Source organism: Streptococcus sp. FSL K6-1323 (assembly GCF_038630745.1).
Classification (GTDB): Bacteria; Bacillota; Bacilli; order Lactobacillales; family Streptococcaceae; genus Streptococcus; species Streptococcus salivarius_D.
In genome coordinates, this window is sequence record NZ_CP152039.1 from 879,124 (window position 1) to 902,696 (window position 23,573).

A 23,573-nucleotide genomic window follows, 5' to 3' on the forward strand; every position below is an offset into this window, starting at 1 on the left:
GACAAAAAATTGAGAGTGCCATACTATAAAAGTGTTAGCCAATTTAGCTCAGTTGGTAGAGCAAGGCACTCGTAAAGTCTAGGTTATAGGTAGATAAACGACTGAGGATTTGAAAAAATAGATATGTAGAAGATAACCGTTAAGTCTTATTCTTAGCGGTTTTTTATATTGTTTAATAGCGCTGATATTTCATTAATGATGTTTGACTTTGTGATGTTGCTAGTGCTTTAAGTTGATTGCTACTATTTTTGATGGTGTGAATGTTCTGATAATGTACCCCAGCTAACTACGAAAGTTTTTGACTCTATGTTTTTAACGCTTATTAAAAAATAAATTAATGTAGGTTAATTTTTCTTGACTTAAATTTTTTAAATGATATACTATTTTTCTGGAGAGCTAACAATTATATATAAATGTACTACTCTATTTCCTAGATAATACTTATACTCGATGAAAATCAAAGAGCAAACTAGAAAACTATCCGCAGGTTGCTCAAAGCACTGCTTTGAGGTTGTAGATAGAACTGACGAAGTCAGTAACCATACATACGCTAAGACGACGTTGACGCGGTTTGAAGCGATCTTCGAAGAGTATTAGTAAAACTTTTTATAACAAATGCTAGCAAAGTTAAAGTGCCCTATTGTAAAATGAAGTGCAACACAAAAGACATGTTCATCTGATATACTAGAGTTGCGAAAAACAGTATAAAGGAAGATGAACATGTCCACTAATTATTCTACCACAAATCAATCATACAAGCACTTATCTGAAGCTGAGCGAGGGGAAATTGAAGCTTATTTAAGCGTAGGACTCAAACCTGCTGAGATTGCTCGTAGACTAGGGAGAAATCGCTCTACTATTACTCGTGAAATTAATCGTGGTTCCATAACACAAGTGAAAAAAGTAAATGGGCAAAAGGTCTATTACCAACACTATTATGCAGATGCTGCTCATAACCGTTATCGTCATGCTAGAGAAGCCAGCTATTATTTGAAACTGGATTCCGTATCGGATGACTTTCTGAGAGCATTTACAGAAGCAATGAGAGAGAAACCAAGGGTGCATAGCGTGGATACCTTTGTTCATACCTATAGACTCCAACATGTAGATGCAGTTGTTCCTTCAACCAAGACGCTCTATAACTATATCCATCAAGGATTGTTAGAGATTAAGGTCATTGATTTGCCAAGAGCAGTGCGGATCCGTAAGAAATTTACCAAGCGCCCCTCTACCAAGAAACATCTAGGAAAGTCAATTGAAGAAAGGCCAGAAGAAATCAATAATCGTTCCCGTTTTGGAGATTGGGAAATCGATTCTGTTCTGGGTGGAAAGACAATAGGAGAACCTTCTATTCTAACCTTGGTAGAACGACAAACACGCTATGCTGTCACAAAGAAACTCGTGGAAAAGAAAGCAGAGTATGTCAATCAAGCAGTCTTAGAGTGTATGAAACTTTATCCCATTAAGTCCATAACTGCAGATAATGGAAACGAATTTTCATCATTGAGTAAGATAGAGGGATTAGATGTTTATTTTGCACATGCCTATTCATCTTATGAACGAGGTACAAATGAGAATTTCAATGGACTACTAAGAGAGTTCATTCCGAAGGGGTGTTCGTTAAAAGAACTAAATCAGAATCTTTTAGAGGACTATACAAAGGCTATCAATGAAAGACCTAGACGAATTCATGGCTATCAGTCCGCAAAAAAGCTGTTTGAGCTAACTCAAACAGCTTGAAAGATACTCACTTAATCAGAGGAACATCTTTGTTGCACTTGACTTGACAATTAGGGGCAAAGTTAAAGTTTACTATCTATTGGAAGTTAAATAAATATGTAAGGAATTAAAATGAAAAAAAGTACAGTATTGTCATTAACCACAGCTGCAGTTATTTTAGCAGCATATGTCCCTAATGAGGTAATCCTAGCAGATACACCTAGTTCTGAAGATTCTTTAAAAATATCTGATAAAGAAACAGTAGTAGGTAAACAAAACGAAAACAAAGAAAAACTTGAAGATATTCATAATGTTATAGAAACTTCAAAGGATACTGAAGAAAAGAAAACAACAATTATTGAGGAAAAAGAAGTTGTTAGTAAAAATCCTGTGATAGACAATAACACTAGCAATGAAGAAGCAAAAATCAAAGAAGAAAATTCCAATCAATCCCAAGGAGATAAAGCGGACTCGTCTGCAAGTAAAGACCCAGAAAGTCCCAAAAAAGAGGATAAACTTGTCTATATTGCTGAATTTAAAGATAAAGAATCTGGAGAAAAAGCAATCAAGGAACTATCAAATCTTAAGAATACAAAAGTTTTATATACTTATGATAGAATTTTTAACGGTAGCGCTATTGAAACAACCAAAGATACTCTGGACATAATTAAACTAATAGAAGGTATTTCATCGGTTGAAAGGTCACAAAAAGTCCAACCTATGATGAATCATGCTAGAAAAGAAATTGGAGTTGAAGAGGCAATCGATTACCTAAAATCTATCAATGCACCATTTGGGAAAAACTTTGATGGTAGAGGTATGGTCATTTCAAATATCGATACGGGAACGGATTATAGGCATAAGGCCATGAGGATTGATGATGATGCTAAAGACTCAATGAGATTTAAAAAAGAAGACTTAAAAGGTACTGATAAAAATTTCTGGTTGAGTGATAAAATCCCTCATGCTTTCAATTATTATAATGGTGGTAAAATTACTGTAGAAAAAGCTGATGATGGAAGCGATTATTTTGATCCACATGGGATGCATATTGCAGGGATTCTTGCGGGAAATGATACTGAAAAAGATATTAAAAACTTTAACGGAATAGATGGAATTGCTCCTAATGCACAGATTTTCTCTTATAAAATGTACTCTGACGCAGGATCTGGCTTCGCAGGAGATGAAACAATGTTTCATGCTATTGAAGATTCGATCAAACACAATGTCGATGTTGTTTCGATATCATCTGGCTTTACAGGAACAGGTCTTGTAGGTGAGAAATATTGGCAAGCTATTAGAGCATTAAGAAAAGCAGGCATTCCAATGGTTGTAGCTACGGGTAACTATGCGACTTCTGCTTCAAGTTCTTCATGGGATTTAGTGGCAAATAATAATCTGAAAATGACCGACACTGGAAATGTAACACGAACTGCAGCACATGAAGATGCGATAGCAGTCGCATCTGCTAAAAATCAAACAGTTGAGTTTGATAAAGTTAACATAGGTGGAGAAAGTTTTAAATACAGAAATATAGGTGCCTTTTTCGATAAGAATAAAATCATAACAAATGAAGATGGATCAAAAGCTTCTAGTAAATTAAAATTTGTATATATAGGCAAGGGGCAAGACAAAGATTTGATAGGATTGGATCTTAGAGGCAAAATTGCAGTAATGGATAGAATTTATACAAAGGAGTTAAAAAATGCTTTTAAACGTGCAACGGATAAGGGTGCACGTGGCATTATGGTTGTAAATACTGTAAATTACTACAATAGAGATAATTGGACAGAGCTTCCAGCTATGGGATATGAGGAGGATGAAGGAACTACTAGTCAAGTTTTTTCAATTTCAGGAGATGATGGTGTAAAGTTATGGAACATGATTAACCCTGATAAAAAAACTGAGGTTAAAAGGAATAATAAAGAAGATTTTAAAGATAAATTGGAGCAATACTATCCAATTGATATGGCAAGCTATAATTCTAATAAACCGAATGTAGGTGACGAAAAAGAGATTGACTTTAAGTTTGCACCTGACACAGACAAAGAACTGTATAAAGAAGAGATCATCGTTCCAGCAGGGTCCACATCTTGGGGACCAAGAATAGATTTACTTTTAAAACCAGATGTTTCAGCACCCGGTAAAAATATTAAATCCACTCTCAATGTCATTAATGGGAAATCAACTTATGGTTATATGTCAGGGACTAGTATGGCAACTCCAATCGTGGCAGCTTCTACTGTTTTGATTAGACCAAAATTAAAGGAAATGCTTGAAAGACCTGTGTTGAAAAATCTTAAGGGAGATGACAAAATAGATCTTACAAGTCTTACAAAAATAGCCCTACAAAATACTGCACGCCCTATGATGGATGCAACTTCTTGGAAAGAAAAAAGTCAATATTTTGCATCACCTAGACAACAGGGAGCAGGGCTAATTAATGTTGCCAATGCTTTGAGAAATGAAGTCGTAGCTACTTTTAAAAACACGGATTCTAAAGGTTTGGTAAACTCTTATGGTTCTATTTCTCTTAAAGAAATAAAAGGAGATAAAAAATATTTTACAATTAAGCTTCACAATACATCAAACAGACCTTTAACCTTTAAAGTTTCAGCATCTGCTATAACTACAGATGCTCTAACTGACAGACTCAAACTGGATGAAACATACAAAGATGAAAAATCTCCAGATGGTAAGCAAATTGTTCCAGAAATCCACCCAGAAAAAATCAAAGGAGCAAATATTACATTTGAGCATGACACTTTCACTATAGGTCCAAATTCTAGCTTTGATTTAAATGCGGTTATAAATGTTGGGGAGGCTAAAAACAAAAATAAATTTGTAGAATCATTTATTCATTTTGAGTCAGTGGAAGAAATGGAAGCTCTGAACTCCAACGGGAAGAAAATAAACTTCCAACCTTCTTTATCGATGCCTCTAATGGGATTTGCTGGGAATTGGAACCACGAACCAATCCTTGATAAATGGGCCTGGGAAGAAGGTTCAAAATCAAAAACAATGGAAGGTTATGATGATGATGGCAAACCGAAAATTCCAGGAACCTTAAATAAGGGGATTGGTGGAGAAGGTATAGATAAATTTAATCCAGCAGGAGTTATACAAAATAGAAAAGATAAAAATACAACATCCCTAGATCAAAATCCAGAATTGTTTGCTTTCAATAACGAAGGGATCAACGCACCATCATCAAGTGGTTCTAATATTGCTAAAATTTATCCTTTAGATTCAAATGGAAATCCTCAAGATGCTCAACTTGGGAGAGGATTAACACCTTCTCCACTTGTATTAAGAAGTGCAGAAGAAGGATTGATTTCAATAGTAAATACAAATAAAGAGGGAGAAAATCAAAGAGACTTAAAAGTCATTTCGAGAGAACACTTTATTAGAGGAATTTTAAACTCTAAGAGAAATGATGCAAAGGGAATCAAATCTTCTAAGCTAAAAGTTTGGAGCGACTTGAAATGGGATGGACTCATCTATAACCCTAGAGGTAGAGAAGAAAATGCACCAGAAAGCAAGGATACCAAAGATCCTGCTACTAAGATAAGAGGACAATTTGAACCGATTGCAGAAGGTCAATATTTCTATAAATTTAAATATAGATTAACTAAAGATTACCCATGGCAGGTTTCCTATATTCCTGTAAAAATTGATAATACAGCCCCTAAGATTGTTTCGGTTGATTTTTCAAATCCTGAAAAAATTAAGTTGATTACAAAGGATACTTATCACAAGGTAAAAGATCAATACAAGAATGAAACCTTATTTGCGAGAGATCAAAAAGAACATCCTGAAAAATTTGACGAGATTGCAAACGAAGTTTGGTATGCAGGCGCTGCTCTGGTTAATGAAGATGGAGAGGTTGAGAAAAATCTTGAAGTAACTTATGCAGGTGAGGGTCAAGGAAGAAATAGGAAACTAGACAAAGACGGAAATACTATTTATGAAATTAATGGTGCAGGAGATTTAAGAGGAAAAATCATTGAAGTCATTGCATTAGATGGATCTAGCAATTTCACAAAGATTCATAGAATTAAATTTGCTGATCATGCTGATGAAAAGGGGATGATTTCCTATTATCTAGTAGATCCTGATCAAGATTCATCTAAATACCAAAAGCTTGGCGAGATTTCCGAATCTAAATTTAAAAATTTAGAAAATAGAAAAGAGGATAGTCTTAAAAAAGATACAACTGAGGAAGAAAATCATCAAGAAAATGAAGAGTCTATCGAAGAAAAATCAAGCTTGACTATTCATAAAACTATTTCAACAATTAGAGATTTTGAAAGTAAAGACTTAAAGAAACTCATTAAAAAGAAATTTAGAGAAGTTGATGACTTTACAAGTGAAACTGGTAAGAGAACAGAGGAATACGATTATAAATACGATGATAAGGGAAATATCATTGCTTATGACGATGGTAGTGCCTTACAATATGAAACTGAAAAACTTGACGAAATCAAATCAAAAATTTATGGTGTTCTAAGCCCGTCTAAAGATGGACACTTTGAAATTCTTGGAAAGATAAGTAATGTTTCTAAAAATTCCAAGGTATATTACGGCAATAACTATAGATCTGTAGAAATCAAAACGACTAAGTATGATTTCCACTCAAAAACGATGACATTTGATTTATACGCTAATATTAATGATATTGTGGATGGATTAGCTTTTGCAGGAGATATGAGATTCTTTGTTAAAGATGATGATCAGATAAAAGCTGAAACTAAAATTAGAATGCCTGAAAAAAATAAGGAAACTAAAACAGAATATCCCTATACATCAAGTTATGGGAATGTAATAGAATTAGGAGAAGGTGATCTTTCAAAGAACAAACCAAACAATTTAACGGAAATGGAATCTGGTAAAATCTATTCTGATTCAGAAAAACAACAATATCTGTTAAAGGATAACATCATTCTAAGAAAAGGCTATGCACTAAAAGTGACTACCTATAATCCTGGAAAAACGGATATGTTAGAAGGAAATGGAGTTTATAGCCAGGAAGATATAGCAAAAATACAAAAGGCCAATCCTAATCTAAGAGTCCTATCAGAAAAAATAATTTATGCTGATAGTAGAAATGTTGAAGATGGAAGAAGTACTCAATCAGTATTAATGTCGGCTTTGGATGGCTTTAACATTGTAAAATATCAAGTGTTTACCTTTAAAATGAATGATAAAGGGGAGGCAATCGATAAAGATGGAAATCTTGTAACAGATTCTTCTAAACTGGTATTATTTGGTAAAGATGATAAAGAGTATCATGGGGAGGATGAGTCCAACGTAGAAGCTATAAAAGAAGATGGCTCTATGTTATTTATTGATGCAAAACCAGTAAATCTTTCAATGGACAAGAACTACTTTAATCCATCTAAATCTAATAAAATTTATGTACGAAATCCAGAATTTTATTTAAGAGGTAAGATTTCTGATAAGGGTGGTTTTAACTGGGAGTTGAGAGTTAATGAATCGGTTGTAGATAATTATTTAATCTACGGAGATTTACACATTGATAACACTAGAGATTTTAATATTAAGCTTAATGTTAAAGACGGTGACATCATGGACTGGGGAATGAAAGACTATAAAGCAAACGGATTCCCAGATAAGGTAACAGATATGGATGGAAATGTTTATCTTCAAACTGGCTATAGCGATTTGAATGCGAAAGCGGTTGGAGTACACTATCAATTTTTATATGATAATGTTAAACCAGAAGTAAACATTGATCCTAAGGGAAATACTAGTATTGAATATGCTGACGGAAAATCTGTAGTCTTTAATATCAATGATAAAAGAAATAATGGATTCGATGGTGAGATTCAAGACAAACATATTTATGTAAATGGAAAAGAATATAAATCATTTGATGATATTAAACAACTAACAGATAAGACACTAAACATTAAGATTGTTGTAAAAGATTTTGCAAGAAATACAACCGTAAAAGAATTCATTTTAAACAAAGATACGGGAGAGGTAAGCGAACTAAAACCTCATACGGTAACTGTGACCATTCAAAATGGAAAAGAAATGAGTTCAACGATAGTGTCGGAAGAAGATTTCATTTTACCTGTCTATAAGGGTGAATTAGAAAAAGGATATCAATTTGATGGCTGGGAAATTTCTGGTGTCGAAGGGAAAAAAGATGCTGGCTATGTTATTAATGTATCAAAAGATACTCTTATAAAACCTGTATTCAAGAAAATAGAGGAGAAAAAGGAGGAGGAAAATAAACCTACTTTTGATGTATCGAAAAAGAAAGATAACGTGCAAGAAAATCATAGTCACTTAGATGAAAATTACAAAAAGGAGGATTTACAAAGAGAAAATCATTCACACAAATCTGATTCAACTAAGGATGTCACAGCTAAAGTTCCTGATGAAAATGATAAAAACTTTGAAAATAAGAAGGAAGTTTATCTTAATGAACCAGAGAACATAGATAATAAACATACCAATATTGATAGTAAATCAACTACTAACAATGATAGGTTGCCAAAAACCAGAACAGTTAGCGAAGTCTTCATGTCATTAGTTGCCGGAATAATGTTTACCTTAGGTGCGTTTCTTGGATTAAAGAAAAAAGATCAAGATTAAGACAAAGCTATAGAAAAATGGTTTGTGTACTGAGATAGTGTGATGATGAAACAGTTTTGTGAAAATAGCCATTTATAACTCAATTATTTAGTTTACTTTACTATTGATACTCTTTTTGGATTTATTAATGTACTTAGTTTCGACAACTAATGAATTGATTGAAAGGGTTAGTATTGATAATATTGGTCATATTAATTAGAAAATAGAGTCTATCAAAATTTAAAGGCTAATAGAGGTGATGAGATAATTTCAAGGAATTAAGTAGCGTTTGGTTGCTTAATTCCTTTTTATTATGTGACTATTAGTCTGTTTCGCTCCGAAGGTGCGAAACAAATAAACCACCCGCTATGATTGATATGCCCCCTGTCAAGTAGACAGGTTAAATATGGCTCTTTGTCAACTGTAGTGGGTGACGAAAAGCTAACATCTAGAGAGAACCTGATAGGTTTTCTCTTTTTGTATGTTCAGAGTGATGAAAACACGCTTCCTAAAGTTAATAAAGTTTCTAAAACCGAAGCCCAGACGTTTGATGTCTTTGATAAGCTTATTGATCCCCTCCAATTTTGCATTTGAGTAATGTGTTTCTAGTGCGTTTTTGATGTATGGTTTGTGTCTAAGGAAGGTCAAGCATAATTAAGATAAGAAAGAGAAACGATATGAAAACCACAATTTTTACATTTCACCCTCAATTAAAAACGGGCTCACGCATTAATAAAGAACTGGCAACAGCTGCTGCTGGAGCTGGTTATGACGTGCGAGATATGTACCAACTGTATCCCAATTTTGACATTGATGTCAAAACGGAGCAAAAGATTCTAGAGGTAAGTGATCGCATTGTACTCCAGTTCCCAATTTATTGGTACCAAACGCCAGCCCTCATGAAACAGTGGTTTGACGTTGTTTTTGAATACGGTTGGGCCTATGGTTCGACTGGTACTGCCTTACAAGGCAAGGACGTCATGTTGGTAGCTAGTTTTGGAGCTGGGCAAGATGACTACACGAGAAACGGCCGCTTCCATGTAACAATTGAAGAGATTTTAAAGCCTATCACTACGATTCAGTATTTGACAGGTCTAACATTTCTGGAACCTCTTATCATAACTGGTACTTTAAACATGGATCAAGAGTTATTATCAAATAAAGTAAATAAATACCTACAAATAATATAAATAAGACATATCAACCCTCTATAAATGGAATATACTTTATTATTTTTCTGTTTCAAACAATAAAGCATCAATCAATATACTTGAATACTAGTGGATATTATTGAGTATATTTCATATTGTCCAATTAGGACAATACATAAAATTTTTCCTCTATACTTTTCCTTAGGAGAAAGATTGATGTACCGACGTTTAAGGGATTTGAGAGAAGACAATGATTTCACTCAAAAATTCGTTGCCGAAAAACTTTCGTTTACTCAACGATATTCAGGAAAGATAAGAAGCATCTGAGTTTAACTTCAGATGCTTCTTTGGTAGTTATTACATTTGGAATGAATCATGTTTAAAATGTTGATGATATATTTTCTATTTTATGTTTAAATCTTTTTCCATTTCCATTTTAAGATTTTTTATGAAGACTTGATCACCAAAAGCTTCAGCTAGTACGGTAGCTGTATTATAGAGCTCAGTCGCTTTATCTCTATTGTTCTCATAGAACAGATAATATTTTGCTTCAAAAACTATGATACCTGGTTGATAGGAATGTTGCATACATGAATGCATAATCTCATACAATTTATCTACAACAGATTTCATGTCTTTATAGTCATGATGCATGACGTAAATACCAGCTATAGATGTTAGAGCTCCCATTAATTCAATATTAAACAGCTCTTCACCTTGTAATTCTTGTTTAATTAATTTACGTCTAAATTCGTCAATTATTCCTTTATCATAGTTAGAATCTTGACATCTATATGCGTAGTGTGAAATTAATAGAAGATCATTTAAAGAATATGTCTCTTTCTTCAAAGCTTGAGTTAAATAGTCTTCAAATACATATTCAATAATACTATCTTCCTCTCTGATCATAAAATCTAACGATTTTTCAAGGAGATCAATGGCTAGAAGCTCTTCCTCCGGTAGAAACTCAATATAGTTGTCGTAGAGTTCCTCAATATCTTTTAGCTTCTTCTTGATACGTTCGGGGTCGCCATAGACAGGAGACTTCATGAGTTTATATTTAGCCTGATAATAGTCTTCAGGAATGTCTAGTTTTGTTTCACCTAGCAAATAGTTGAGGGAAACTCCTAATTTATCACTGATATACTGCAGTTTGACAATAGTTGGTAATGAGCGACCGAGCTCAATTCTCATCAGTTGTTTGACAGTTAATTCATCTTCAGTATCACAAACTTGCTCTCGAGTTAACCCTTGTCGTTCACGTTCTTCACGAATTCTTTTTCCAATCTCGATTTTAATCTCTTCAGACATCTGTATTTCCTTTGAGTTTTAATTATATAATAATATACCTTAAAATCATGTGAATGAAAAGACTCCAGGGATTTGTCTTTTTATGGTTAGAGAAAAAGATGGGGAATAAACAAAATAACCATCTAACACTCAGTTTAGATGGTTGTGGTTTGGAATTAGGATATTTTTCGTAATCTCTTAGATTGTAGAATGGTCAGTGTAGCAAAGAGGAGCAACCAGGCTAGTAGAGAAAGTGAGCTTGCTATTTGGTCTTGCCACTTAAAGCTTTCAAGCTGGCTTATTGATTTTGAGAACAATCCCATATAACTGTACTTCGTGACATTATCAAAATCTTTACTGATCCCTGAAAGCATTGGAATAAACATACTAATCATTGTTACTGGAAGGCTAATTACTTGGGCAGATACTTGAGTTTTACTGATTAATCCGATGAAAAGATTAATCAGCATCATTACTAAAGCTGTAGCAAGCGAGATGATAAGATAAGGACCATAATTATTTTCAATATTAAGTTCGAGTATTCTCGGAATAGCAGTTGTCATAACTAAGCTAATAAGCACTGGATAAAATAAAACTGAAAGAATATAGTTTTTACTGTTAACACCACTTAAAAATAAGGTTCTTAAAATATTTTTTTCCTTTTCTTCGGAAACAATAGTACTGATTGGATTTCCAACTGATAAACTCAAAGATAGGGCTAAACAGTTGACTAATAGATTGACTTTCATTGAGTTGTTTAGGCTACCTTGAATCTCATAGATATGTTTGTAGAGAAAGGTAAACCCTAAAGGAAGGAGAATTTGTAGGATAATGGTTTTATTAGATTTGATAACTCGCTTTCTAAGCCATAGTAAAGATTTTAATTGGTTAAACATTAAGTTTTCCTCCTGTAAGTTGGATGAAGATGTCCTCTAAAGTTGGTTCACATGAGTGGATGGTTTGAATATCTTGAGTAGCACTAATATGATTTAATTCAGAGAAAGGAATCACTTTTTCTTGACCTGAGCAGTAGGTCACTTTTACCATTTTATTTGTATTATATTTCTGAATAAGTTCAGCAGGTTTACCTTCTTCGACAATCTTACCTTTATTTAGAAGTACAATCTTATCGCACAAAATTGTAGCCTCGTGCATGTCATGTGTCGTCAGAAAAATGGTTGTTCCTTGTTGTTTTAGTTCTTCAATAAGAGAATGAATGGTTTGAGACGTTGATGGATCTAGTCCAGAAGTAGGTTCATCAAGAAAGAGAACTTTTGGCTTGTTTATGATAGCTCTCACTAAAAGCATCCGTTGTTTCATCCCTGTAGAGAGCTTTTCTGCCAAGGTTTTACGATGGTCATAAAGACCTACACGTTTTAACAAATCATCAACATACTCTGTCGAAACATTATAGAGTTTTGCGAAGAATAGAAGATTGTCATAAAGTGTCAATTTTTCATAAAAACCACTATTTTCAGTGATTAAACCAATCTTTGACAAATCATCTTCTTTTAACTGAAGGGATGATTTGCCCAAAATATAAGTTTCTCCCTGACTAGGACTGAGTTGACCTGTTAAGATATTGATTGTTGTCGTTTTACCAGAACCTGATGGTCCAAGGAAACCTAGAATTTCACCTTTTTCAACTGTGAAGTTTAGATTTTCGATTGCTTTATATTTTTGAAATTCTTTGGTTAACTGTTTTGCTACGATAAGGTTTGTCATATCTTGATTTCTCCTATTTGATTATATGAACGAGTATAAACAAAAAAATAACGAATCAAAAGGACATCTATGTCACTTTGATTCGTTACTTGTATCTAAATCATTTTCCATTTCCATTTTAAGATTTTTGATGAAGACTTGGTCACCAAAAGCTTCGGCTAGTACGGTAGCTGTATTATAGAGCTCGGTTGCTTTATCTCTATTGTTCTCATAGAATAGATAATATTTCGCTTCAAAAACAAGTACTGCGGGTTTATAAGCTTGTTGAAGTGTCTTATCAATAAGAACATACATTTTATCAACAACAGACTTCATTTCTTTATAGTCATGATGCATTACATATATCCCAGCTATAGCTGATAAAGCACCTATCAGTTCAACATTAAACAGCTCTTCACCTTGTAATTCTTGATTAATTAATTTTCGTCTAAATTTTTCAATTCTCTCTTTATCATAGTCATAATCCTGACATCGAAATGCATAGTATGAAATTAATAGAAGGTCATTTAAGGAATATGTTTCTTTTTTCAAAGCTTGAACCAAATAGTCTTCAAATACAGATTCAATAAGACTTTCTTCCTCACTAATCATAAAATTCAGGGTTCTTTCAATGAGATCAATAGCTAAAAGCTCGTCCTCTGGTAGCACATCAATATAGTTGTCGTAGAGTTCCTCAATATCTTTTAGCTTTTTCTTGATACGTTCCGAGTCACCATAGACAGGAGACTTCATAAGTTTATATTTAGCCTTGTAATAGTCTTCAGGAATGTCTAGTTTTGTTTCACCTAACAAATAGTTGAGGGAAACACTCAATTTATCACTGATGTATTGAAGTTTGACAATAGTTGGTAAAGAACGCCCAAGCTCAATTCTCATCAGTTGTTTGACGGTTAATTCTTCTTCGGTATCACAAACTTGCTCACGTGTTAACCCTTGACGTTCACGTTCTTCACGAATTCTTTTTCCAATCTCGATTTTAATATCTTCTGACATACATAATTCCTTATGATTTAGTTTTTTAATAATAATATAACGTAAAATTGAAATAAAGTCCAAAAGCCATAATAGAAGTAGTGTATAGTAGAATCTAAAGGAGTTTACAATTATGAAACAATCTTGATTTGCGAGGGCGCTAGCCAGCGGATATTCTTCTCAAATATTATTTAGAATATTAAAAATGTTATAATAGGAGATGAGAAAGGGGGAGACGATGATGAAAATTATAGCAATAAACCCTATTCCGTTTAAAAAAAGAATGATTGAATTTCTCTTTGATTATCTTTTCATTCTAGCTTATTTAGTTCTTCTGTTTTTAAGTTCGATGCTTATTTACATCATCTTTTTTAATGGTGTCCCAGAGTTTACAGAAATTCAGTCGCAGTGGCTTGTATTTTTCACCTCTGTTTTGCCAATCACGCTCCTTTTCACATTCTTGGATTATAAAAATGATGGCAGTTTTGGGAAGGTAAAAGCTGGACTTGAACTGGTCTACCAGAAAAAAACAGTGCAGGCTAGCTTGATTAGAAATGTTATCAAATTTTTACCTTGGCAACTCGGTCATGTGGGCACGATTCATGGCTTATATAGTGGTTTTGATGTGGTATCCATTATCCTTTCTAATTCGGCGACTCTACTTGCAGTTTTGCTACTGGCAATGACGATATTTAGGAAAGATAAGAGGCATCTAGGAGACCTACTAGCCCGTACACAAGTGCAACTAAAAGAAGAATAGGGTAGAGATTGTTTATCCTATCCTTAAAGAAAAAGACAAACATAGTTAGGAAGTATTTGTATGAATGAGACTGTTGAGTTTACAAATCTTTGTATGGTAAGAGACGGCGATAGAGTTCTTGTTATTGATCGTAAAAAAAAGGACTGGCCAGGCATAACCTTTCCTGGTGGTCATGTCGAAGCGGGAGAATCATTTACGGAAGCAGTAATCCGTGAAGTGAAGGAAGAAACTGGCTTAAGGATTGCTTCTCCCCGGATTTGTGGAATGAAAGATTGGGTAGAAGACGGCATTCGTTATGTAGTTCTCTTTTATAAGACAGAAAAGTTTGACGGAGAATTAATATCCTCTGAAGAGGGGGAAGTCTGGTGGGAGGACCTGAAAGAATTGCCAAATCTAGACCTCTCTCTAGATATGGAGGATATGCTTCGTATCTTTCTTGAAGAAGACCTGTCTGAATTTTTCTACTACCAAGATGGAGAAGACTGGAAGTACGATTTAAAGTGAATTTGGATACTGATTCTTTTAATAATTAACTTGATAACTTTTTTTAGCAGTTAACCCAATGGTTGGCTGTTTTTCTTTGTCATAAATAAAAATTCGTCATCAATCTTGAGTTGACTTCTTAAAATGTTATAATGAGTGATATAAAACCGTATTTAAAGAAATTGAAGTAGATAGAGGAGTTGTTCAATGTCAAACTTGAATGAAAATTTGCGCATTGTCAGTGTTAGAGAAATGATGGTAGAAAGGTTAGCGATTCCTAATTATCAGAGACCGTATCGTTGGGGAACACAATCAGCACTTAGACTGATCACAGATACTTATGAGGCGTTTAAGAATAGAATTCCAGAATATCGAATGGGGTCTGTTGTACTCCACAGAGAAAACATAAATGACGCATCTTCTAAACTTAATATTGTCGACGGCCAGCAGCGCTTAACAACTCTTTCTATTCTTTTATTTGTGGTGTATGAGATACTTCAAGAGGCATCATATGCTAATCTTTCATCCTTGCTGAATGAGGAATATAATGAACTATCTAGAGAAGCGATCGTGCATAATTTCCAAATCATCAAGCGCAAGCTAAGAGAGTTTGACGGACAAGAAGTTAAAAAGTATGCTGATTATCTTCTTGATAACTGTTCTTTGGTAAAGATTATCACGAATGATGAGCAGGAAGCTTTTCAATTCTTTGACTCCCAGAATTCTCGGGGGAAGGCTCTCTCTCCACATGATTTGTTGAAATCTTATCATTTGAGAGAAATGAATGATGAATCTGAAAGTGATAAGATTGAGATCATACAAGCTTGGGAAAATAAAAATCAAAGCGAACTGGAGGATCTCTTTGCAGACAATCTCTTCCCCTTAGTGAGATGGTATAAGAACAAAAATGGCCTTCATTATTCTACTAAAGATATTCAAACTTTTAAGGGAATTAAACCTTCGAATCCCCATCATTTTGCGACTTATGCTAAAGCCTCTCATCTTTATGTGGAACGTTTTAATGCTGACAAAGTGTATGAGCTAACAACTGGAATTCCTTTGAATCAATTCCAGTTAACCCAACCCTTGATTGCTGGAAAAAGATTCTTTTCATACACTTTGCATTATGCCAACCTCTATAGAGAGATTGTGAACTTGGTCGATAGTAGATTTAATGAAGAAGAGGTCATAAAAAACGGAACTGGTGATCTCTATGTTTATAATCTCTTCATAAATATTTTGATCTTCTTTGTCGATAAATTCAGTATGAAGGAATTGACACCTGCAAGATTGTCTTTTCTACATAGATGGGCTTATTCTCTAAGATTGATCATGAAAGCAGTCTATAGAGAATCGGTAAATAAGTACGCACAAGGACAATCAGATCGTATCAATAAGGGATTGAATCTCTTTGCTTTGATTTCTGAAATGCAGGATCCGATAGGGTTGGATACCATTGTTTTAGATATTATCTCAAAGGAAGCTTTCCAGAATTCCAACGTGAATAAAAAACGCTATCAAAAACTCTATGATAAAGTATTTGGAGAGGAGGACTAGTCTAATGAGAAGTGAAAAGTATATTCAACCAGATGAATTGAATGTGGACAATGTTTTTGAAAATGTCAACTATGTCATCCCAATCTATCAACGAAATTACGCATGGAGAAAAGATGAAATTGAGCAATTGCTAATGGATATTGATGATCTTGACGAAACTAATTCAAGTAAATATTACCTTGGCAGTTTAGTGGTCAATCAAGTCCAACCTCGAGTTTATGAAGTAATCGATGGCCAGCAACGCTTAACTACTTTGTTTTTGCTTCTTCGTTATCTGGATCATCCTTCTGTAGAAAGAAATCCTTTGAAATTTGAAGCTAGAGAAAAATCGAACATCACTCTAGGTGAGATCGAAACTGTAATGGATAGTAAAGAGCCTTCTCTTTATTCAGAAGAGTTAGTAGAAGGATATGAAATAATTAAGAAATATTTCCAGAGCAAAAATGCTAATGATGATTATAAAAAACGGTTTAGAGATAAGTTTTCTACTGTAACAATCATCCGAACCCAGGTTCCTCAAAATATCGATTTGAATCACTATTTTGAGATCATGAATACTCGTGGAGAGCAATTGGAGCTCCATGAAATTGTGAAAGCAAAGATTTTGGGTGCTATCAAGTCTGAAAATGGATTCAGTGAAGAGGACAAAAAAGATAAACTAATTGCAGCTACGATTTGGGATGCTTGTGCACAAATGGACAACTATCTTCAGATGGTTCTCCCAGTAAAAATACGTGAAAAACTATTTAGTGCAAATTGGGATATGCTGAGGGTGGCTGACTTCTCAGATCTTCGTGACATTTTTAATGCAGAAAATAACAGTGATGAGACTCAATTTACCTTAAAAACTATCTTGCAAGCGCCGGATTCTACTGTGTCTAATCAAATTGATGATAGGGAAGAAGAAAATGAACGGTTTGAGTCTATCATTAACTTTCCAAATTTTCTTTTGCAGGTCAATGAAGCCATGGAGATGACTGAGACGGATCGTGATAGTGGATTAGATGATAAGCGATTCCTTGACTTATTAAAGGACAGATGGGCTAGTAAAGAAAAGGCCTTGGAGTTTATCTATGCTCTTTTGAAGTATCGGTATCTATTTGATCGTTATATTATTAAAAGAGAATATATCGGTGAATACAAGGTCGAAGGGAAATGGTCTTTACAAAAGCTCGTCATGTATGAGGATAAAAAGGGGAGAAAACCATCCTATAAATCTACTTTAGACTCAATGGATCAAGAAGAAGGAACGGATAATCAACAATTACGACTCCTAGAATCTTGCCTGCGCGTGACCTATACTTCCCCTAAGACCATGCACTGGATTGCTAGAGTCTTGACGAATGTGAATAAAGAGCAAGATGGCAAACTCCTTATCCCTACCTTAGAAAAGTATTGCTGCAAAAAAATTGAATCTTCAGATTATCGAAATCGAAGTGGATTTGGTATCGATCGGATTGTCTTTACTTATTTGGATTATCTGTTGGCGAGGGATAGAGCATCTGAATTTAGCAATTTCCAATTCCAGTTCAGAAATTCTATCGAACATTTCTTCCCTCAGCACCCTATTAACGCTGATAATTCAGTGACTGTTGAAAATAGAGATCTGTTGGGGAATCTTGCTCTCATCACTGTTTCAGCCAATTCAAAGTTTTCGAATCGGTTTCCAATTGAGAAGGTTGAGCATTTTCCAAATATAATAGAGCAAAGTCCCAAGTTGAAGGCGATGAGTGACCTGCTCAAGAAATATGATCGAAAATGGGATAATAACAGTGTCAAAGAGCACAATGCTAGCATGCTCAGTCTATTAGAAACGGAGATAGAAAAGTACAAATAAGTGTTAATCTTTTCAAAATAGTGAAAAGCTAAAAATTATAGGAAAGAAGAAAACTGTAAAGTAGAAATTGCAGTTTTTCTTTTTGATAAATTGTAAAATATAGTGCAACAAAAAAACTCATAGCGTTTCATTGGTGTAAACTGTAAGTAACCACACAAACAGAACCCGAGGAAAAACTATGAGCTACTCCCATCTTACCATAACCGACCGAATAAAGATAGAAACTTACTTGGATTTAGGTTTGAAATCTTGCCAAATTGCAAGTAAACTTGGTGTCCATAAGTCTACCATTTCAAGAGAGTTAAGACGATGCCAAAATGGTTATTCCGCCGTCTTAGCACAGGAACAGTACGACCACAGGGCTAAGCAAAAGGGTCGGAAGTCTTGTTTGACACCAAAGTTGAAAAAGAAAATTGAGAAGGGGTTAAAAGCCTCTTGGTCACCTGAACAGATTTGTGGTCGCTATCAGCTTGAACAAAAGCCAATGGTAGCTTTTAAAACCATCTATAATTGGCTCTATGCTGGTTTGATTGATCCGGATTTAAGCGTCCTGCGCCGAAAGGGAAAAAGTCGACAGCCCAAAGAAACACGTGGGACATTTAGGATTGGCACGTCGATTGCCAAACGTCTTAAAGAGGTCAGGAATCGTGAGACTTTTGGCCACTGGGAGCTCGATACTGTGGTGTCTTCCAGAGGCAAAAGTAAGGGCTGTTTAGCGAACTTTCTAGAGCGAAAAACTCGTTTTTACTTAGCTTTCAAGATACCAGATAGAACAGCCAAAGCCATGTTTTCAGCTATCGAACAACTTTGTAGGCTATTTCCAAAAGAGACTCTTAAAACCTTCACTTCAGACAGGGGAAAAGAGTTTGCCTGCTATCCTCTGGTGGAGAACTTAGGAATTCCCTTTTTCTTTGCGGACGCCTATTCTTCCTGGTAGAGAGGAAGCAATGAAAACGCAAATGGCTTACTAAGAGAATATTTCCCAAAGAAAACAGATTTAGCCGCTATCTCTGAGGAGGCTTTGAACAAAGCCTTATATGATATCAATCACCGACCGCGAAAATGTTTAGCTTACAGAACTGCTTGTGAAGCTCTAGAGGATGAGTTTGACTAAATGTTGCACTTATTCTTGTAATTTATCATTTTTAATCGAAATATGAATCTTTCGGGTGGGTCCTGGATGTGGAGTGCTAGCCTTTTGATTTTACTGGCTGCTTTTGCCTAGCCTTTTGGGATTCTTTGGGATTGCTATTGTAACCATTGGTATTATTGGAAATAGCCTGCTAACAGGCTCAGATTAAGCATAAGTATGAGACTTTCGAATGGCAAATTCGGAAGTTTTTCATTTATATGAAAAATATTATAGAAAAATGCGACATTTTCAGACGATAGTGCTATAATGATATTAAAAGTAAGCGTTTACCGTTTTAATGTAAATCCTAGAGATATTTCCGGAAACTTTGATAGGCTTATTAATAAAGGCGAATGTATTAACTTTGAATTTTCATGAAAAATGAGTTAACATTTAATGTTGCTCTAAAGAAGGAGAAGAGTCATGAATGATACTGTTTGTAAAAATTGGTTTATGCGTAAAAGTGGGAAAACTTGGGTCTATGGTTGTGCCTTGGTAAGTTTTGCAGGTTTGGCCCTGGCTAGTCCTGTCTATGCGGACCAAGTGGAACAGGCAACTGTGAGCCCAACACTTCAAGAAGTGGTAACTCAAACTGACCATCAACTTGCCCCTCAAGTGGAGCTTGCACCTAGCACGACCAAGGAAGTCCCCCAAGTGGTAGAGCCAAGCCAGTCTCTTGTTTCCGAATCTGCTAAAACAGCTCAAGAGAATCCCACTCAGCCTAGCCCTGACCAGTCAAAAGAAGTACAATCACAGGCTAGTGAGGCTGAGAAAGTAACTAACCAAACGCAAGAAGCCGATTTGAATCAGACCAATCAAGAACAATCTCCAGTTGTAACGAATAGCACCAGTCCTGTTCTTGTGACAGAGGAAAAAATGGATTTGCCTAATAATGAAGCAGTTACCAATCTTGAAGGGATGACCGCAGACCAAAATGGTCACTGGGAAATGCAGGCTGACGGTATTCATTCAGAAGCCAAAGACAAGGGAGACTCTTTCCTTTATTCTCAATCCGAGGGTAAGAATTTTATCTATTCAACAGATGTGACCTTCAAGGAAGCTGGTGGTGCCGCTGCCCTCATTTTCCGTGGTAACAATGATAGTAGCGATAAAAATATGTACGGGGTCAACGTAGACTCTGGTAACCATAAGGTTAAGTTTTGGCGTTGGGTCAATAATCATGATATTCAACTTGTAGATGAAAAAGATGTAACACCAACTGCCGATGAAACCTACAATCTTAGAGTAGTTGCGGCTAATCAGTGGCTTTCTTACTATGTCAATGATGTGCTTGTCGCAAGTACAGGCGACGCTGTTCTTCAAAAAAGTGATAAGGGTCAACCTCAAGTCCTTCCAGAAGGTTACTTTGGACTTCTTAATTGGAATGCCAATGTCATTTTCAAAAACACCCGCTATGTTAATCTTGATGATGCCAGTCTTCCTTTGATTGACAATCTTGTTGTGACCTCAAAAACAGGATCTGTTGAAAAACAAGCCCAATTCTTCTCTGAAGAACCACTCCATATCCAATATGTGGGACACAATGCAGAGACAGTAGGCTTTGACATCACTAAGCATAATCCAAATGCTGTTATCAAGGTAGAAGATGCCAAGGGAAATGTCTACACAGATATTTCACAATTGCCAGTGGCTGTAGGTGCCAATTACTTTATTATTGAAAGTAGTATGACTGATTCACTAGGCCGTCCTGTGACCTTGACTTATCGTGTTAATATCCACCGCAGACAGAGTGATGATGTGTATTACAACGAGCTTTATCGTGATCAGTATCATTATTCTGTCAAGGATGGCTGGGCTAATGACCCTAATGGTTTGGTTTTCTACAAGGGACGTTACCATCTCTTCTATCAATTTTACGATGATACCAAATGGGGGCCAATGCACTGGGCCCATGCGACAAGCCGAGACTTGCTACATTGGGATGAAGAGCCGATAGCCTTCTATCCAGATGCGACAGGTCACATGTTCTCAGGCTCTGTCGTGGTTGATAGTACCAATAGTTCAGGCCTCTTCAAATCTCCGGAAGGTGGCCTGGTAGCTATTATCACTTCAAATGGTAATGGGCAACGGATTGAAATTGCCTATAGTGAGGACGAGGGTAGAACTTGGCAAAAATATGACAAGGTAGTTGCCGACTGGTCTCAGGACCCCCTTCAAAACCAAGATTTCCGTGACCCTAAGGTCTTCCGCTGGGATAACCAATGGTTTATGGTCCTTGCCGGTGGTCCACTCCGCATTTATTCTTCACCAGACTTGAAGAACTGGCAAGTGGAAACAACCTACAAGGATTTGCATACGGAATGTCCTGACCTTTATCCGATTGTAGCCAATGATGGCGCACTCAAGTGGGTCCTCTCACGTGGCGGTCGTTCTTACAAGGTTGGTGATTTTAAACAAGTGGATGGCAAGTGGGCCTTTGTAGCTGATGATGTTTACCAAGATCATGACGAGATCATGAATTTTGGTAAAGATTCCTATGCTGCCATGACTTATTATGTTCATGATTTTGGAACAGCTGACCATCCAAACATCCCACAATTGACTGAAATTAACTGGATGAACACTTGGGAAGATTATTGCAATCTGGTTGCAGATACTGTAGGTCAAAAATTTAATGGTACCTTTAACCTTAACCTTGACCTTGGTTTGGTTAAATCAGGCGATCGTTACCTTTTAACCCAAACCCCTGTTAAGGCCTATGAAAGCCTTCGTGACACAGACAACGCTCAGTATTTTGAAAATGTCATAGTAGCTTCTGATAATGAATTGCTTAAAGATTTCAAAGGTGACACTTATGAAGTGGTTTCTCACTTTGTACCAGGCAAGGACACGACAGCAGTTGGATTTAACCTTCGCGTCGGTGATGGTCAAGCTACTAAGGTCATTTACGATTTAACTAAGGAAACTTTGTCTATTGACCGTAGCCAATCTGGTACTATCCTTTCAGATGCCTTTGCTAAGGTTAATAGTCAACAAGTGACTCGCAATGAAGATGGTTCAATTGATTTGCATCTTTATGTGGACCGTGCGAGTGTGGAAGTCTTTGCTAAGGGGAATACGGTAGCTGGTGCTAATCAGATTTTCCCAAGCCCAAGAGCCGTTGGAGCGAGCGTCTTGGTTGAAGGTGGTCCAGCCAAAGCAAATATTGCTATCTACCCAATTAAGAGTACTTGGACTGACAAGAAGGAAGTCACTAAGGCTGTTGCCATGAACACCACAGTTGCAGGTCATTTGGCTCTTGAAGTTGGTCAAAGTAAGGATTTGCAAGTTTACCTCGCACCAGCTTCTGAAGAGCAGGATGTGACATGGACAGTAAGTGATCCAAGTTTGGTGTCCTATACTGAACATGACAATAAACTTTCTCTCAAAGCCCTTCACAAGGGTCATCTCACTGTCACAGCAACTTCAGTTGAAAACCCATCATTGACCAAGACCTTTAATATTGACATTACGCTCAATAATTTTGCGACCAACCTTAAAGGCTTGAAAGCTGTCACTGGTGATTGGTATATTGATGACGATACCCTTTACGATAGCAATGTTAGTGCCAATGACTTCTTCATGGCCTATGAAAGTAATGGCTTCAAGCAATTTGACTATGATATCGATGTCAAATACCAACATGGCTTGGTCAACCTCTTTGTAGCTGCGGAACGTGAAGAACCAGGTCGTGCCTACTCTGTCCAATTTGCTGATAACGATACTGTTCGTCTCTTCCGTTTTGGTGGTGAAACCATCGCTGAAGCTCACTTGGATAAGGCTATCAATGACGGCCAGTACCACCACGTCAAGGTTGAAAAGGGCAAGGACACCATGACAGTCTATGTCGATGGCAAGGAAGTGCTCCATCATCAATTTGATGCTGTGGATAATTACTTCAATCAAGCCCATGTAGGTGTTGGTCTTTGGGATGGCTCAGTAGAATTCCAAAACTTCTTCGTTACTGAAAAAATGACAAACACAAGCAGTGACACTACTGACGAACCAATTAAACCTGATCCTCAGCTAGAACCTAGTCCAGAGCCAAATCCAGAAAATAAAACAGATGAACCTGAGCATCAGCCTGAGCTTGCTCCAGAGCCTGAACCGACAGGACAAAATAATGGTCACGACAGTACAAACACAGTGCCAGATCCATCTCAGGATAATACTAGTAAGCAAGAAGAAAGTAAGGCTCCAGTGGAAACACCTAAGACTGTCACTCCACTAGTTGAGAACCTTCTCAAAAAATTCAACGCATTTAGTCTCTCAACTTTTCTTGCAAGTATTGCCAAAGAAACATGGCACTTTTTGACAAAATGGCTATTCAGCTAAAATCAA

General features: G+C 36.0%; 12 protein-coding genes and 3 pseudogenes. 10 read left to right on the plus strand and 5 right to left on the minus strand.

The genetic code is table 11. The features are described 5' to 3' along the window. The first annotated feature begins 720 nt into the window (after nucleotides 1–720). Complete coding sequence (locus NST80_RS03915) at nucleotides 721–1,740, plus strand: IS30-like element IS1139 family transposase (RefSeq protein ID WP_171021848.1); 1,020 nt, start codon at nucleotides 721–723, stop codon at nucleotides 1,738–1,740. 111 nt (nucleotides 1,741–1,851) lie between these two features. Further along, entirely contained in the window at nucleotides 1,852–8,346 is a 6,495-nt protein-coding gene (locus NST80_RS03920) for a S8 family serine peptidase (protein WP_155213863.1), read from the plus strand. Nucleotides 8,347–8,773: 427 nt separating this feature from the next. Here the strand turns inward: NST80_RS03920 and NST80_RS03925 are convergent. Then, nucleotides 8,774–8,970 (minus strand): annotated as a pseudogene (locus NST80_RS03925) (transposase); the annotation flags it as partial. Between the two features lie 32 nt (nucleotides 8,971–9,002). Here NST80_RS03925 and NST80_RS03930 point away from each other — a divergent pair. Continuing rightward, the gene (locus NST80_RS03930; RefSeq protein WP_155213864.1) at nucleotides 9,003–9,515 is read left to right on the plus strand and encodes an NAD(P)H-dependent oxidoreductase; all 513 of its coding nucleotides are present in this window, start codon (nucleotides 9,003–9,005) and stop codon (nucleotides 9,513–9,515) included. A 177-nt stretch (nucleotides 9,516–9,692) separates the two neighbouring features. Beyond that, nucleotides 9,693–9,770: pseudogene (locus tag NST80_RS03935) on the plus strand (XRE family transcriptional regulator); the annotation flags it as partial. Between the two features lie 108 nt (nucleotides 9,771–9,878). Here NST80_RS03935 and NST80_RS03940 read toward each other — a convergent pair. The 4 genes from NST80_RS03940 to NST80_RS03955 all read right to left on the minus strand — a co-directional run bounded on the left by NST80_RS03940 (nucleotide 9,879) and on the right by NST80_RS03955 (nucleotide 13,484). Next, nucleotides 9,879–10,787 carry an XRE family transcriptional regulator gene (locus tag NST80_RS03940; RefSeq protein WP_155213865.1) on the minus strand — a complete coding sequence of 303 codons (909 nt, stop codon included), beginning with the start codon at nucleotides 10,785–10,787 and terminating at the stop codon, nucleotides 9,879–9,881. A gap of 155 nt (nucleotides 10,788–10,942) precedes the next feature. After that, nucleotides 10,943–11,662 (minus strand): ABC transporter permease, encoded by a 720-nt coding sequence (locus tag NST80_RS03945; RefSeq protein ID WP_155213866.1) that lies wholly within the window; start codon nucleotides 11,660–11,662, stop codon nucleotides 10,943–10,945. Continuing rightward, nucleotides 11,655–12,491 carry an ABC transporter ATP-binding protein gene (locus NST80_RS03950; RefSeq protein WP_155213867.1) on the minus strand — a complete coding sequence of 279 codons (837 nt, stop codon included), beginning with the start codon at nucleotides 12,489–12,491 and terminating at the stop codon, nucleotides 11,655–11,657. The genes NST80_RS03945 and NST80_RS03950 overlap by 8 nt, the downstream gene beginning before the upstream one ends. Nucleotides 12,492–12,563: 72 nt before the next feature. Further along, complete coding sequence (locus tag NST80_RS03955) at nucleotides 12,564–13,484, minus strand: XRE family transcriptional regulator (protein ID WP_014632992.1); 921 nt, start codon at nucleotides 13,482–13,484, stop codon at nucleotides 12,564–12,566. Nucleotides 13,485–13,701: 217 nt separating this feature from the next. On the opposite strand from NST80_RS03955, the gene NST80_RS03960 reads away from it, so the two are divergent. From NST80_RS03960 to NST80_RS03985, 6 genes and pseudogenes are all read left to right on the plus strand, one after another. Then, complete coding sequence (locus tag NST80_RS03960; protein WP_229104935.1) at nucleotides 13,702–14,223, plus strand: RDD family protein; 522 nt, start codon at nucleotides 13,702–13,704, stop codon at nucleotides 14,221–14,223. Nucleotides 14,224–14,283: 60 nt separating this feature from the next. Further along, nucleotides 14,284–14,727 (plus strand): 8-oxo-dGTP diphosphatase, encoded by a 444-nt coding sequence (locus tag NST80_RS03965; RefSeq protein WP_014634653.1) that lies wholly within the window; start codon nucleotides 14,284–14,286, stop codon nucleotides 14,725–14,727. Between the two features lie 186 nt (nucleotides 14,728–14,913). After that, nucleotides 14,914–16,263: a DUF262 domain-containing protein gene (locus tag NST80_RS03970; protein ID WP_014634652.1), complete on the plus strand. Its 1,350-nt coding sequence runs from the start codon at nucleotides 14,914–14,916 to the stop codon at nucleotides 16,261–16,263. 4 nt (nucleotides 16,264–16,267) lie between these two features. Further along, nucleotides 16,268–18,100, plus strand: a complete 1,833-nt coding sequence (locus NST80_RS03975; RefSeq protein WP_014634651.1) for a DUF262 domain-containing protein — start codon at nucleotides 16,268–16,270, stop codon at nucleotides 18,098–18,100. A 178-nt stretch (nucleotides 18,101–18,278) separates the two neighbouring features. Next, a pseudogene (locus NST80_RS03980) lies at nucleotides 18,279–19,214 on the plus strand (IS30 family transposase). A 441-nt stretch (nucleotides 19,215–19,655) separates the two neighbouring features. Continuing rightward, on the plus strand, nucleotides 19,656–23,567 hold the full coding sequence (locus NST80_RS03985) for a GH32 C-terminal domain-containing protein (protein ID WP_183138181.1): 3,912 nt from the start codon (nucleotides 19,656–19,658) through the stop codon (nucleotides 23,565–23,567). Nucleotides 23,568–23,573 lie beyond the last annotated feature (6 nt).